This window comes from Methylibium sp. (genome assembly GCF_035762065.1).
In the GTDB taxonomy this organism is placed as follows: domain Bacteria; phylum Pseudomonadota; class Gammaproteobacteria; order Burkholderiales; family Burkholderiaceae_C; genus Methylibium.
This window is the reverse complement of record NZ_DASTPW010000002.1, coordinates 92,943-106,550: the sequence shown is the minus strand read 5'-3', so window position 1 is coordinate 106,550 and position 13,608 is coordinate 92,943. Positions and strand designations below refer to the sequence as shown.

The window sequence follows — 13,608 nt, the reverse complement described above, 5'->3', positions numbered from 1 at the left end:
TCCGCACCATGGCCATCGCCCGCGACATCGACGATTACCAGCAGGCCTACGCCGCCAGCGACTTCGAGCCGACGATGGCGCGGCTGCGCAAGCGCGTGCTGCTCGCTGCGCTGGCGCGCTGGCGACCGCGGCGCGTGCTCGAGGTCGGCTGCGCCGACGACGCGCTGTTCAACCACCACGCCGACTTCGAGCACTGGTGCGTGGTCGAGCCCGGCGCGGGCTTCGCGGCGCTGGCGCGGCAGCACGCGCAGCGCCGGGGCTTCGGCGAGCGGGTGCGGGTGGTGCAGGCGCTGCTGGAGGACGCCGGCGCCGAGCTGGCCGGCGGCGACTTCGACCTCATCCTGCTCAGCGGCCTGCTGCACGAGGTGCCGCAGCCCGCGGCGCTGCTCGCAGCCACCGCGGCGCTGTGCACGCCGGCCACCCGCGTGCACGTCAACGTGCCGAACGCCCGCTCGCTGCACCGGCTGCTGGCGCTGGAGATGGGACTGATCGATTCGATCCACGCCATCTCCGACCAGCAGCGCGCGCTGCAGCAGACGCGCACCTACGACCTCGACACGTTGAGCGCCGCCTGCCGCGACGCCGGCTTCGCGATCGAGGCGAGCGGCTCCTACTTCATCAAGCCCTTCACCCACCGGCAGATGGCTGGGCTGGCGCGCGACGGCCTGCTCGACGAACGCATGCTCGACGGGCTGTGCGGGCTCGAACGCCATCTGCCCGGGCTCGGCGCGGAGATCCATGTGGACCTGCGGCTCGCGGCGGCCGGTTCATGAGCGAGCCGCTGGTCATCGTCGGTGCGGCGCTGGCGGCGCTGGTCTGCGCCGAAGCGCGCGCGAAGCAGGGGCGGTCGACGATCGTCGTCAATCCCGGCGGCCCGTGGGGCGGCTACTTCGCCGGCGTGCAGGCCGACGGCCGGCGCTGGGACCTGGGGACGGTGCTGCTTGAGTTCACCTCGTTCCGCGCGCCGGCGCAGCCGCCGGCGATCGAAAGCTACGACGCAGGCCTGCGCAACGACATCGGCCGCTTCACCGCGGCGGTGCGCGGCTGGCTTGAGGAGCGCGCGCCGATGCGCGACGTTCAGCCGATCACGATGTGGACCGGCCGTCATCGGCTGCCGGACCTGCTGCTCGGCAACCGGCTCGATGCGCTCACCGCCCTGCCCTGCGCCGACGCGGCGCGCGCCGAACTTCGCGCGACGCTTGCCGAGCGCAGCGCCTCGCGCTGGCACGCACGCCGCAAGGACGGCTGGGGCGACGACGGCCCCGGCTACGACGCGGTCTCGCGCATCAACCACGGCAGCGTGCTGCACGACGCGGTGTTCGCGCCGTTCGCGAAGCAAGTGATGAACACCGCCGCGAGCGGCATCGTCGCGCGCTTCCACCGGATGCCCTGGCTGCCGCTGTACTGGCCCGAGACGCTGCTCGCCGCGCTGGAAGGCCGGCCCTGCGGCCTGGCACCCACCGTCTACAGCCACGCCGTCCGTGCGAGCACCGGCGAGCTGTGCGCGGCGCTGGTCGAGCGCCTGCGCGGCGATGCGCGGGTGACGCTGATCGACGACCGCGTCACCGCGCTCGAACGCAGCGGCCGCGGCTTCGCGCTGCAACTCGAACGCAGGGGCCGGCTCGACGCCCCCCGGCTCGCCTGGGCCAACGCGCCACGCCAGGCGCTGGCTGCCGCCGGCGAGGCGCTCGGCCCGGCGGCCGACGAACGCCTGCCGCTGCGCCTGCTGCTGCTGCGGCTTTCGGCGACGGCGCGCGCGCAGCCCTTCAGCATCGTCCACTCGATCGATCCGGCGAGCGGCTTCTACCGCGTCACCGACGTGAGCGACTGCGCCGGCGAGGCCGGCGAGCTGCGCCTCGCGATCGAAGCCCATCCGCAACGCTGCGCCGAAGCGCACGGGCCGCTGAAGGACGAAGCAGCCATCGTCGCGGCGCTGCTGCGCGACCTGGCGCGCGCTGGTCTGGTCGCCGGCGACGCGATCGAGCCGCGCTTCGCGAAGCTGCTCGACCTGCCCGCCGCGCTGCCGCTGCCGAGCGCCGCGGCGCTCGCGGCGCAGGCCGGCGAACGCAGGCGGATGCTCGAGGTGCTGCCCGGCATCGAGACGCTGGCGGCGAGCGCCGGTGCCTTCGCGACCTCGCTGTCCGACCAGATCGTGCAGGGGCTCAAGCTGGCCGCGCAGGAGTCGCTCGCACGGGAAGAGCGCCGCTTTGAACCCGCTGATCCGGCGAGCCGCGCACCGCTGGCTGCCTAGACTGAGCCTCGATCTTTCCAACGCGGAATCCGCCATGACGAGCAGCAGCGTGATCGACATCGAACGGCCTCTCGAGGCGCCGGCTTCGCACATGAGCGAATGCAAGCTGATCGACCTGCCGAAGATCGCCGACCCGCGCGGCAACCTGAGCTTCATCGAGGCCGGCCGGCAGATCCCGTTCGACATCCGCCGCGTCTACTACCTGTACGACGTGCCGGGCGGCTCCGAGCGCGGCGGCCATGCGCACCTCGCGCTGCACCAGTTCGTGATCGCGATGTCGGGCAGCTTCGACATCGTGCTGGACGACGGCTTCGAGAAGAAGCGCATCCACCTGAACCGCTCCTACCGCGGCCTGTACATCCCGCCGATGACCTGGCGCGAGCTGGACAACTTCTCGTCGGGCAGCGTGTGCATGGTGCTGGCCTCCGAGCACTTCGCCGAATCCGACTACCTGCGCGACTACAGCGACTTCATGGTCGCGGTGCACGACCGCCGGCGCAAGCCGCGCTGAACGCGAGCGCGATGGCGACCGACGCGGTTGCGGCCATGCTGCCCTTCCTCGACCTGCCGGCGATCAACGAGCGCCACCGCGCGGGCTACCTGCGTGCGCTCGCGCGCGTGCTCGACGGCGGCCACCTGGTGCTGGGCGACGAAACCGCCGCCTTCGAGCGCGAGTTCGCCGCGGCCTGCGGCGCCGCGCACGCGGTGGGCGTCGGCAACGGGCTCGATGCACTGCACCTCGTGCTGCGGGCCTGGGGCGTCGGCGTCGGCGACGAAGTGATCGTGCCCGCGCACACCTTCATCGCGACCTGGCTGGCGGTCAGCCAGACCGGCGCCCGGCCCGTGCCGGTGGAGCCCGAGGCCGACGGCGCGAACCTCGATGCGGGCCGCGTCGAGGCGGCGATCACGTCGCGCACCCGCGCGATCGTCGCGGTGCATCTCTACGGCCGGCCGGCCGACATGGCGCCCTTGCGCGACATCGCCCGGCACCACGGCCTCAAGCTGCTCGAGGACGCCGCCCAGGCGCACGGCGCGCGCTATCGGGGACAGCGCTGCGGCAGCCTCGGCGACGCCGCGGCCTTCAGCTTCTATCCGGGCAAGAACCTCGGCGCGCTCGGCGACGGCGGGGCGGTCACGACCGACGACGCCGCGCTGGCCGATCACCTTCGCCTGCTGCGCAACTACGGCTCGCGCACCAAGTACGCGCACGAGGTGGCGGGCGTCAACTCGCGACTCGACGAGCTGCAGGCCGCGTTCCTGCGCGAGCGGCTCGCGACGCTCGACGCCGACAACGCGCAGCGCCGCGAGGTCGCGCGCGCCTTCCTCGAAGGCCTGGCCGGCATGCCTGGCCTGGCCTTGCCGGCGGCCGACGACGAGAACTTCGCGTCGGCCTGGCATCTGTTCGTCGTGCGCCATGCTCGGCGCGACGCGCTCGCGGCGGCGCTGGCCGCGCGCGGCATCGCGACGCTGGTGCACTACCCCACGCCGCCGCATGCGCAGGCCGCCTACGCCGGCCTCGCGCTGCGCGAGCCGCTGCCGCTGGCCGAGCACTGGGCCCGCGAGGTGTTGAGCCTGCCGATGGGCCCCACCCTCGCGCCGGCGCAGGTCGCCGCGGTCATCGACGCGGTGCGCGACGCCTGCCGTTCACTGGCCTGAAGCGCCGGTGAGCGCACGGGCGTGACGTTCGTCACGCGCCGACCTGCCCTTGTAGGAAGTTCGCCGACAAGCCTGTCGGGTGCGCGGCCCTGCGCGAACAGCGCTTGCCTGATTCAAGTTCCGCGGGGCGGTTTCTACAGTTCGTCTCACGGTGAACGCGAAAGCAACACCGCAAACACCGACCAAACAAACCGCAACGCCTGACCGCGCCGCACACCGAGGACCGAAGCGATGAACACCGAGCAGATCCTGATGGAAATCCGCGAAGCGAACCTGTCCTACCTGATGCTGGCGCAGAGCCTCATCCGCTCGGACCGCGACGAGGCGCTGTTCCGTCTGGGCATCAGCGAGGACACCGCCGACGTGCTGGGCCTGCTGAGCCCGGCGCAGATGATGAAGATCGCTTCGGGCAACACGCTGCTGTGCAAGATGCGCGTGGACGACGACATGGTCTGGAGCCTGCTGACCAACCACGGCAAGAGCGCGGCGAACGACGGCGTCAGCCGCCTGCACGCCAACATCCTGATGGCCGGGCGCCACCGCGAAGCCGCTTGATGACGACACCCGGCGCGGCGTACCGCGCCACCCTCCGAGAGGGGCCGGCCCGGCTTGGGAGCGGCCCGGCGCTCGGTCCGGCGATCTGACTGTCTAACCTCACCGAAAGTCCACCATGGCCCGCCAGAAAAGCATCCTCACCGAAGCCAAGCAGATCGAGCGTGCGGTGACGCTGATCCACCTCGGCGCGCGCCTGCAGGTGCTGGAGAGCGAGACCGACCTCAGCTACGAGCGCCTGCTGCGCCTGTACAAGGAAGTCGCGGGCAAGTCGCCGAGCAAGGGCCAGCTGCCCTTCTCCACCGACTGGTTCATGACCTGGCAGCCGAACATCCACGCGAGCCTGTTCCTGAACATCCACGAGTACCTGAACAAGGTGGCCGAGCTCGACGAGATCGACACCGTCATCAAGGCCTACCGGCTCTACCTCGAGCAGACCGAGTCGCAGGGCCTGGAAGCGCTGCTGTCCGTCACGCGCGCCTGGCGCCTGGTGAAGTTCGTCGACAACGGCATGCTGACGATGACCGAGTGCAGCAAGTGCCACGGCCACTTCGTCACCCATCCGCACGAGATCGGCAAGCACTTCGTTTGCGGCCTGTGCAATCCGCCAGCGCGCGCGGGCAAGGGCAAGGCGGCCGGCTCGCTGCAGATGCACTGAGTCCTCGCGATCGACACGAGCAGGCGCCGACCATGCCCCGCGCGACCCTCTCCGCGCTGCGCACCGGGCTCGGCGCCCTGCCTTTCGCCACGACCGCGGCGAACGAGGCGCGGCTGGACGCGCCGCGCGACGCGGCGCGGGCCAAGGCCGCGCGCGCGGGCTGGCTGGGCCTCGCGGCACGCTGGCCGCTGCAAGCCCTGCTGGCCTGGGGCTCGGCCTGGCTGGGTTTCGCCGCGCTGAAGGCTTGCGGTGCACCGCTTGCCGTGGCCGCATGCGCCGCGACCGCGCTCGGCGCGCTGTGGATGCTGTTCGCGGCGACCGCGACGCGACGCGCGATCGTCGCGCTGGGCTTTCCGCTATCGCTGCTGGCTTCGGGCCTCGGTGCCGCCGCCTTCGCGGGGCTGCCGGCCTGGGCCTGGCTCGCGCCGCTCGTGCTGCTCGCGCTGGTCTATCCCGCTTCGACCTGGCGCGACGCGCCGCTCTTCCCGACGCCCGCCGGCGCGCTCGACGCGCTGGCGCTGCACGCGCCGCTGGAGATCGGCGCGCGCGTGCACGACGCCGGCTGCGGCCTCGGCCACGGCCTTGCGGCGCTGCGCCGCGCCTACCCGCAGGCGCGGCTCGAAGGCAGCGAGCGCAGCGCGCCGGTCGCGCTGCTCGCGCGGTTGTTCTCGCGCCGCGCGCTGGCGCAGGTGCGGCACGCCGACATGTGGGCCTGCGACTGGCGCGGCCTCGGCATGGTCTACCTGTTCCAGCGGCCGGAGAGCCTGCCGCGCGCGGTGGCGAAGGCGCGGGCCGAACTGCCCGACGGCGCCTGGCTCGTCAGCCTCGAATTCCCGGCGCTCGAGCTCAGCGCCGACAAGCAGCTCAACACCCCCGACGGCCGCGCGCTCTGGCTTTACCGCGCGCCGTTCGCCACGCCGGCCACGCGGGCCGCGGCATCGTTCACGCGGCCGGCCGCGGTGCGCATGCCGCGCGCTTCGGGCCCACGGCGCGAACGCCGATAAGGAGTTCGGTTCCGTTTTCCTGTGTGTGTCTCCTCCGGCACTCCCGTGTGCCTTCGACGGCGGATCGGCAACGGTCCGCCGCTTCTTTTTCCGACGGAGACCTGCCGCAAGACACCGTTCAAGTCGGGGCACCGCAAGCCGATAACACCGGCACCTCGACTGCATCCATGCCTCCGTCGGCCCGCCCGTGGCCGGCGCACCCGGAGTTGTACGCACCATGTTCCTCGTCATCGGCTACGTCGTTGCGCTGGGCTGCATCTTCGGCGCCTACGCCATCCACGGCGGCAACATGAGCGTGATCCTTCATGCCATGCCCACCGAGTTGATGGCGATCTGCGGCGGCGCGCTCGGCGCCTTCGTGGTGAACAACCAGCCCAAGGTGCTGAAAGCCGTGCTCGGCGCGATCCCGAAGCTGATGAAGGGCTCGAAGTACACGAAGGCGCGCTACATGGAGCTGATGGCGCTGCTGTTCGACATCCTGCAGAAGGCCCGCAAGGAAGGCCTGATGGCGATCGAGAAGGACGTCGAGGATCCGCACAGCTCCGCGCTGTTCCAGAAGTACGCGACGGTGGGCAGCGACCACCATGTCGTGGAGTTCATCACCGACTACCTGCGCATGATGGTCTCGGGCAACCTGAATCCGCACGAGATCGAGTCGCTGATGGACAGCGAGATCGACACCCACCACCACGAGGCGCACGCGCCGGCCGCGGCCATCATGCGGCTCGCCGGCGCCCTGCCGGCCTTCGGCATCGTCGCCGCGGTGCTCGGCGTGGTGAACACGATGGGCTCGGTCGGCCAGCCGCCGGCGGTGCTGGGCGGGATGATCGGCTCGGCGCTGGTCGGCACCTTCCTCGGCATCCTGCTGGCCTACGGCGTCGTCGAGCCGCTGGGCGGCCTGCTCGAGCAGAAGAACGACGAAGGCACGAAGGAGCTGCAGTGCATCAAGACGACGCTGCTCGCGTCGATGCAGGGCTACGCGCCGGCGATCGCGGTGGAGTTCGGCCGCAAGACGCTGTACTCCACGGAGCGCCCGACGTTTGCGGAACTCGAAGGCCACGTGAAGGGGAAGAAATGATGTCGGCCCCCACGTCGCCGATTACGGCTCCTGCCTCCCGAGGGGGCGCCGCTGGCGGCCCGGCCAAGCCGGATCCGCGGCGGACCTCGGTTGAGAGCGCTCGACTGAAGGAGGCATGCCATGGCCGGTGATGCAAAGAAGCTGCAGCCGATCATCGTCAAGCGGATCAAGAAGGGCGGCCATGCCGCGCACGGCGGCGCATGGAAGATCGCCTATGCCGACTTCGTCACGGCGATGATGGCCTTCTTCCTGCTGATGTGGCTGCTCGGCTCCACCACCGAGGGCGACCGCAAGGGCATCCAGGACTACTTCAACAACCCGGTCAAGGTTTCGCTGATGGGCGGCCAGGGCTCGGGCGACACCACCTCGGTCATCAAGGGCGGCGGGCGCGACATCAAGGAGCAGGTCGGCCAGACCCGCAAGGCGGCGGAGCATGCGCCGAACGCCGACGAGGTGAAGAAGATCAAGGCGCAGCAGGCCGCGGCCGAAGCAAAGCGGCTGCAGGAGCTGAGCCGCAAGGTCGAGCAGCAGCTCGCCGCCGATCCGAAGCTCGCCGAGCTGCGTGCGCAGATCCGGCTCGACATGACGCCCGACGGCCTGCGCATCCAGATCGTCGACGAGCAATCGCGGCCGATGTTCGCCAGCGGCTCGGCGGTGGTGCAGCCCTACATGCGCGAGCTGCTGCGCACCATCGGCGGCGTGCTCGCGCAGGTGCCCAACAAGCTGACGCTCGAAGGCCACACCGATGCCGCGGCCTTCGGCGGCGGTGCGGTGGGCTACAGCAACTGGGAGCTTTCGTCCGACCGCGCGAACGCCTCGCGCCGCGAGCTGATCGCCGGCGGCCTGGCCGACGGCCAGATGCTGCGCGTGCAGGGCCTCGCGGCCAGCGCGCTGTTCGACCACGACAACCCGCTCAACCCGATCAACCGCCGCATCAGCATCATCGTGATGAACCGCGATGCGGAGGACCGCTTCCACCTCGCCGCGCGCGGCAACTCGGTGCAGCCGCCTGCGCTCGACGTCGCGCAGGCGGTGGTGAACGCCACGCAGCCCGGCTCAAGTGCCGAGGCCGGCGGCCGATAGACACCCATCTCTTTTTCGCATCCGCCGGACCTGCAAGGACGCCCCGCCATGAGCAACCCCGACATGAAGTTTCTGATCGTCGACGACTTTTCGACGATGCGCCGCATCGTGCGCGGCCTGCTCAAGGAGATCGGCTACCACAACGCCGACGAGGCCGAGGACGGCGCCGCCGCCCTGCAGCTGCTGAAGACGAACCACTACGACTTCGTCATCAGCGACATCAACATGCCCAACATGAACGGCTTCGACCTGCTCAAGGCGATCAAGGCCGACGAGGCGTTGAAGGCCCTGCCGGTGCTGATGGTCACGGCCGAGGCGCGCAAGGAGGACATCGTGCTCGCGGCGCAGACCGGCGCGGCCGGCTACATCGTCAAGCCTTTCACCAAGGCGACGCTGGAGGAGAAGGTACTGAAGATCATGCAGAAGCTCGCGGCGACCGCCTGAGCCCGCCGCAAGAAGGAGCCCTGCATGAACATGAACCTCGCCACGCCCGAGCGCGCCGCGGTCGCGGCCGCGCTGCCCTCGGGTGCCTCGCCGGAAGTCTTCGCGCAGCTGGGCGCGATCACGCGCCAGCTGCACGACACGCTGCAGCACCTGGGCGTGATGCCCAAGCTGCAGGACGCCGCCAACGGCCTGCCCGATGCGCGCAGCCGCCTGAACTACATCGCCGAGAAGACCACCGCCGCCGCGAACAAGGTGCTGAACTCGGTCGACCAGGCCAAGCTCGAGCACGCCAACATCGCCGCCGAGACGCGCCGCATGGCCAAGGCCATCGTGGCCGATCCGGTGAAGGCCGTCGCCTCGGGCGGGGTGATGAACTTCGTCGGCGACGTCGAGGCCGCGACCGAGCGCATCGACGCGCACCTCACCGACATCATGCTGGCGCAGGACTTCCACGACCTGACCGGCCAGGTGGTCACCAAGGTGGTGAAGCTGGCGAGCGACCTCGAGGACAGCCTCGTGAAGCTGCTGATGCAGGTCGCGCCTGCCGAGCTGCAGACGAAGCCGGCCCCGAAGGCCGAGCTCGAGCTGCTCAACGGCCCGGTGGTGAACCCCGAAGGTCGCAACGACGTGGTGCAGAACCAGAGCGAGGTCGACGACCTGCTCGCGAGCCTCGGGTTCTGACCGGCGGGCCTGCGCTCAGCGGCGCCGCCGCGCGAGCCGCTGCCAGCGCGACAGATCCCGCGTCACGAAGGCGGCCCACAGGCCGGCGCACACCAGCAGGCCGACGAGCCACAGGCCGTCGGCCGCGTCGAGCGCACGGCTCCAGGGCATCAGCAGCTCCCAGCCCAGGCGCGCCATCGCGACGAAGATCGCCAGGTCGAACGCGAGCGCCGCCAGCGCCTGCCCTGCGAGCAGCCGCCGCGCCCGCGCATGCCGCGCCGGCCGCGCTTCGCGGCGGCTCGGAACAGGCCCGTGCAGCGGGCTCGGGAAGGTCGACACGTCGTGGCTTTCGATGCGCCCTTCGCGGCGCCCGTCGACCATAACGGCTGCCTCGCGGCCCGAGCCCCCGTGTTCCGGGGCCGTGCTTTCCACGGCGCGCGGCCGCACCGGCCGTCACCCCCTGGATCGAGTGGAGCACTTGCGGCACGCGCTTGCCGATCGGCGCCTGCAAGCCCGCGCTAACCCGAGCGTCGGAAGCGTCGCGGTCACGCCGAGATACTTCGGCGCATGAGCTTCGCATCCCTGCCCCTCGCGTACGGCCGAAGGCTGCTGCGCGCGCTGCTTTTCCCGCTGCTCGCCGGCCTAGGCGCCTGCGCCGTCGCCGAATCGAGCGGCGTCGCGCGCGACGGCGTCGAGGAACGCGACCCGGTGCCCCATCAGGCCGGCCCGGGCTATGCGGTGCCGATCGGCGGCGCGCTGAAGTACGACAACCAGGAGGTCTGGTCGCGGCTGGTGCAGTTGTCGGGCGGCGAAGGCGCGCGCTGGGTGGTGGTGCCCACCGCCGCCGGCAATCCGATGGGCACCGGCAGCCGCATCGCCGAAGCGCTGAAGCGCGAAGGGGCGAAGGTGGAGGTGCTGCCGATCTCGCCGCGCCTCGCCGAGCGCGACGCCGCGGCCGATGCGCGCAGCCCGGCGCTGGTGGCGAAGGTGCGCGCGGCGCATGGCGTGTTCTTCGCGGGCGGCGCGCAGGAGCGCATCGTCGACGTGCTGCAGCCGGGCGGCGTACGCACGCCGCTGCTCGAGGCGATCTGGGAGCTGTTCGACGCGGGCGGCGTGGTCGCCGGCACCAGCGCGGGCGCCGCGATCATGAGCGAGACGATGTTCCGCGACGCGACCGACGTGCTGCGCGTGCTGAAGACCGGCAAGCTCGACGAGGGCAAGGAGATCGACCGCGGGCTCGGCTTCGTCGGGCCGGAGCTGTTCGTCGATCAGCACTTCCTCAAGCGCGGGCGCATCGGCCGCATGCTGCCGCTGATGGTGAAGAAGGGCTACAAGCTCGGCATCGGCGTCGAGGAAAACACCGGCGCGATCGTGCGCGGCCACGAGATCGAGGTGATCGGCGCGAAGGGCGTGCTGCTGGTGGACCTGAGCGCGGCGAGCAGCGATGCCGCGCTGCCCTTCTTCAACCTGAAGAACGCGCGCATCACCTACCTCGACAAGGGCGACCGCCACGACTTCAAGACCGGCGTGACCACGCCCTCGCAGGAGAAGCTCGCGGGCAGCGCGATCGATCCGGGCTCGGCCGACTTCCGGCCGTATTTCCGCCGCATGCCCTTCGTGCCTGACATCCTCGGCGACAACGCGATCGCCAACACCATGGGCAACCTGATCGACAACCGGCAGAACGAGGCGCTGGGTCTCGCCTTCGCCGGCATCCCGCTGGCCGACGACCCGCAGCCGGACCTCGGCTTCGAGTTCCGCCTGAAACGCGGACCGGAAAGCCGCGGCTGGTACACCGGCGCCTTCGGCGGCGAGGACTACACGGTGCTGAACCTGAACCTCGACGTGACGCCGGTGCGCATGCGCCGCCCGCTCTACGAACCGATGAACGCCGCCGCGCCGCCGGCATCGCTGCCCGCCGCCGGCGCCCCCGCGGCGCCAGTGCGCAACCCGGCACCGGCGCGCTGACCCCTAGCATCGGCGCACCGCCACCCTGCCCTGCGAGACCTGCATGAACCGACGCCGCCTGAGCCTTTCGATCCTTGCCGCCGCCGCGCTCGCGCTCGCCGCGCAGGCCGCCGAAGCGCGCAAGCTGCGCGTCGCGGTCGAGGGCGCCTACCCGCCGTTCAGCGAGGTCGCTCCCGACGGCAGCATCAAGGGCTTCGACATCGACATCGCCAAGGCGCTGTGCGCGCAGATCAAGGCCGAGTGCACGCTGGTGAAGCTCGACTTCGACGGGATGATCCCGGCGCTGCAGTCGCGCAAGGTCGATGCGATCGTCGCGTCGATGGCGATCACCGAGGAACGCAAGAAGCAGGTGGCGTTCACCGACAAGTACTACAACACGCCGGCGCGCTTCGTCGTCAGGGCCGGCAGCCCGATCACGATCTCGCCCGAAGGCCTGAAGGGCAAGCGCATCGGCGTGCAGCGCTCGACGACGCACGACCGCTTCCTCAGCGCGACCTTCAAGCAGTCGGAGGTGGTGCGCTACACCAAGCAGGACGAGGTCTTCCTCGATCTCGCCTCCGGCCGCATCGACGCGACCCTGCAGGACAGCGTCGCCGCCGACTTCGGCTTCCTCAAGACGCCGCAGGGCAAGGGCTTCGCGTTCGCCGGCCCGAGCTACAACGACGCGGCGATCTTCGGCGAGGGCTCCGGCATCGCGATCCGCAAGGCCGACACCGCCTTGCAGGCCGAGCTGAACGCCGCGATCAAGGCGATCCGCGCCGACGGCCGCTACAAGGCGATCGAGGCGAAGTACTTCGCGTTCGACGTGTACGGCGACGCGTCGAAGTGACGGCGCCACGCCGATGCTCCACGGCTACGCACCGGCGCTGCTCGAAGGCCTGGGCTTGACGCTCGCGGTCGCGCTCGCTTCGCTGTTGATCGCCGGCGTGCTGGGCCTGGCCTGCGCGAGCGCGCGGCTCGCGCGCTCGCGCGTGCTGCGCGGCACCGCCGCGACCTACACCACGCTGGTCCGCGGCGTGCCGGATCTCGTGCTGATGCTGCTGGTCTTCTACGGCGGGCAGATGGCGTTGAACGCGGTGGCGCTCAGGCTCGGCCACGAAGAATTCATCGACGTCGACCCTTTCGTCGCGGGCGTGCTGACGATCGGCTTCGTCTTCGGCGCCTACTTCGCCGAGACCTTCCGCGGCGCCTTCCTGGCCTTGCCTGCCGGGCAGCGCGAAGCGGGGCTCGCCTGCGGCATGGGCCGCATGACGGTGCTGCGCCGCATCGAGCTGCCCCAGATGCTGCGGCACGCGCTGCCCGCGTTGAGCAACAACTGGCTGGTGCTGGTCAAGAGCACCGCGATCGTCTCGGTGATCGGCCTGAACGACGTGATGCTGAAGGCCGGCCAGGCGGCCGGATCGACGCGCGAGCCCTTCGTGTTCTACGGCGCGGCGGCGCTGCTCTACCTCGCGGTGACGGGCGCCAGCGAGCTCGGCTTCAAGCTGCTGGACCGGCGCCTGCAGCTCGGCGTGCGAACGCAGCGGCTCTGAGCACGACGCGCCGGCGATGGACTTCGAGGTCATCCACGACAGCCTGCCGCTCTACGCGGGCGGCCTCGCCGTCACCCTGCAGCTGCTGCTGATCTCGCTGGCGACGGGCCTCGTGGTCGCGCTGCCGCTCGCGATGCTGCGCGTCGCGCCTTCGCGCGTGCTGCACGGGCCGGTCTGGCTGTTCACCTACGCGATCCGCGGCACGCCGCTGCTGGTGCAGCTCTTCCTCGTGTACTACGGCCTCGCGCAGTTCGACGCGGTGCGCGCGAGCTTCGCCTGGCCGTGGCTGCAGTCGGCCGCGTTCTGCGCCTGCCTCGCCTTCGGCATCAACACCTGCGCCTACACCACCGAGATCCTCGCCGGCGCGCTACGCGCCACGCCGGCCGGCGAGGTGGAGGCGGCGCGGGCGATGGGCCTGTCGCGCCCGCAGGTGTGGCGCCGCATCCTCTGGCCGTCGGCGCTGCGTCGCGCGATCCCCGCCTACGGCAACGAGATCGTGCTGATGCTGCACGGCACCTCGCTCGCGAGCGTCGTCACGCTGGTCGACCTGACCGGCGCCGCGCGCGAGGTGAACTCGCGCCACTACCTGCCCTTCGAAGCTTTCGTCACCGCCGGTGCGATCTACCTCGGGATCACGCTGGCACTCGTGGCCGCGCTGCACGCGGCCGAGCGCCGCTGGCTCGCGCATCTGCGCCCGCGCATCGCCTGAACCGCCCTTCTCC

16 protein-coding genes are annotated in these 13,608 nt (G+C 71.0%); 15 read left to right on the top strand and 1 reads right to left on the bottom strand.

Going from position 1 to position 13,608, the window contains the following annotated elements; translation table 11 throughout:
• Positions 1-8: 8 nt before the first annotated feature.
• From VFR90_RS00710 to VFR90_RS00660, 11 genes are all read left to right on the top strand, one after another.
• A complete protein-coding gene (locus VFR90_RS00710) occupies positions 9-773 on the top strand; it encodes a methyltransferase domain-containing protein (RefSeq protein WP_326403982.1) in 765 nt (254 codons plus the stop codon).
• Positions 770-2,251 carry a hypothetical protein gene (locus VFR90_RS00705; protein WP_326403981.1) on the top strand — a complete coding sequence of 494 codons (1,482 nt, stop codon included), beginning with the start codon at positions 770-772 and terminating at the stop codon, positions 2,249-2,251. Before VFR90_RS00710 ends, VFR90_RS00705 begins: the two co-directional genes overlap by 4 nt.
• A 34-nt stretch (positions 2,252-2,285) precedes the next feature.
• Complete coding sequence (locus VFR90_RS00700; RefSeq protein ID WP_326403980.1) at positions 2,286-2,762, top strand: sugar 3,4-ketoisomerase; 477 nt, start codon at positions 2,286-2,288, stop codon at positions 2,760-2,762.
• Between the two features lie 11 nt (positions 2,763-2,773).
• Positions 2,774-3,907, top strand: coding sequence for a DegT/DnrJ/EryC1/StrS family aminotransferase (locus VFR90_RS00695; protein ID WP_326403979.1), 1,134 nt, complete (start codon positions 2,774-2,776; stop codon positions 3,905-3,907).
• Positions 3,908-4,138: 231 nt separating this feature from the next.
• On the top strand, positions 4,139-4,462 hold the full coding sequence (gene flhD, locus VFR90_RS00690) for a flagellar transcriptional regulator FlhD (RefSeq protein ID WP_326403977.1): 324 nt from the start codon (positions 4,139-4,141) through the stop codon (positions 4,460-4,462).
• A 115-nt stretch (positions 4,463-4,577) separates the two neighbouring features.
• The gene (gene flhC / locus VFR90_RS00685) at positions 4,578-5,117 is read left to right on the top strand and encodes a flagellar transcriptional regulator FlhC (protein WP_326403976.1); all 540 of its coding nucleotides are present in this window, start codon (positions 4,578-4,580) and stop codon (positions 5,115-5,117) included.
• A 32-nt stretch (positions 5,118-5,149) separates the two neighbouring features.
• Entirely contained in the window at positions 5,150-6,121 is a 972-nt protein-coding gene (locus VFR90_RS00680) for a class I SAM-dependent methyltransferase (RefSeq protein WP_326403975.1), read from the top strand.
• Positions 6,122-6,338: 217 nt separating this feature from the next.
• Positions 6,339-7,199, top strand: a complete 861-nt coding sequence (motA, locus tag VFR90_RS00675) for a flagellar motor stator protein MotA (RefSeq protein ID WP_326403974.1) — start codon at positions 6,339-6,341, stop codon at positions 7,197-7,199.
• Between the two features lie 120 nt (positions 7,200-7,319).
• Entirely contained in the window at positions 7,320-8,282 is a 963-nt protein-coding gene (motB, locus tag VFR90_RS00670) for a flagellar motor protein MotB (RefSeq protein WP_326403973.1), read from the top strand.
• Between the two features lie 48 nt (positions 8,283-8,330).
• Complete coding sequence (cheY, locus tag VFR90_RS00665) at positions 8,331-8,726, top strand: chemotaxis response regulator CheY (RefSeq protein ID WP_326403972.1); 396 nt, start codon at positions 8,331-8,333, stop codon at positions 8,724-8,726.
• A gap of 24 nt (positions 8,727-8,750) precedes the next feature.
• Positions 8,751-9,407 (top strand): protein phosphatase CheZ, encoded by a 657-nt coding sequence (locus VFR90_RS00660; RefSeq protein ID WP_414676471.1) that lies wholly within the window; start codon positions 8,751-8,753, stop codon positions 9,405-9,407.
• Positions 9,408-9,422: 15 nt separating this feature from the next.
• Here VFR90_RS00660 and VFR90_RS00655 read toward each other — a convergent pair whose 3' ends face one another.
• On the bottom strand, positions 9,423-9,767 hold the full coding sequence (locus VFR90_RS00655; RefSeq protein ID WP_326403970.1) for a hypothetical protein: 345 nt from the start codon (positions 9,765-9,767) through the stop codon (positions 9,423-9,425).
• 186 nt (positions 9,768-9,953) lie between these two features.
• On the opposite strand from VFR90_RS00655, the gene VFR90_RS00650 reads away from it, so the two are divergent.
• From VFR90_RS00650 to VFR90_RS00635, 4 genes are read left to right on the top strand one after another with little or no spacing between them, the layout of a single operon-like run.
• Positions 9,954-11,354, top strand: coding sequence for a cyanophycinase (locus VFR90_RS00650; protein WP_326403969.1), 1,401 nt, complete (start codon positions 9,954-9,956; stop codon positions 11,352-11,354).
• A 43-nt stretch (positions 11,355-11,397) separates the two neighbouring features.
• Positions 11,398-12,183: an L-arginine-binding protein AotJ gene (aotJ, locus tag VFR90_RS00645; protein WP_326403967.1), complete on the top strand. Its 786-nt coding sequence runs from the start codon at positions 11,398-11,400 to the stop codon at positions 12,181-12,183.
• A 13-nt stretch (positions 12,184-12,196) separates the two neighbouring features.
• Positions 12,197-12,886, top strand: coding sequence for an ABC transporter permease (locus tag VFR90_RS00640; protein WP_326403965.1), 690 nt, complete (start codon positions 12,197-12,199; stop codon positions 12,884-12,886).
• Between the two features lie 16 nt (positions 12,887-12,902).
• Complete coding sequence (locus tag VFR90_RS00635; protein ID WP_326403963.1) at positions 12,903-13,595, top strand: ABC transporter permease; 693 nt, start codon at positions 12,903-12,905, stop codon at positions 13,593-13,595.
• Positions 13,596-13,608: the final 13 nt, after the last annotated feature.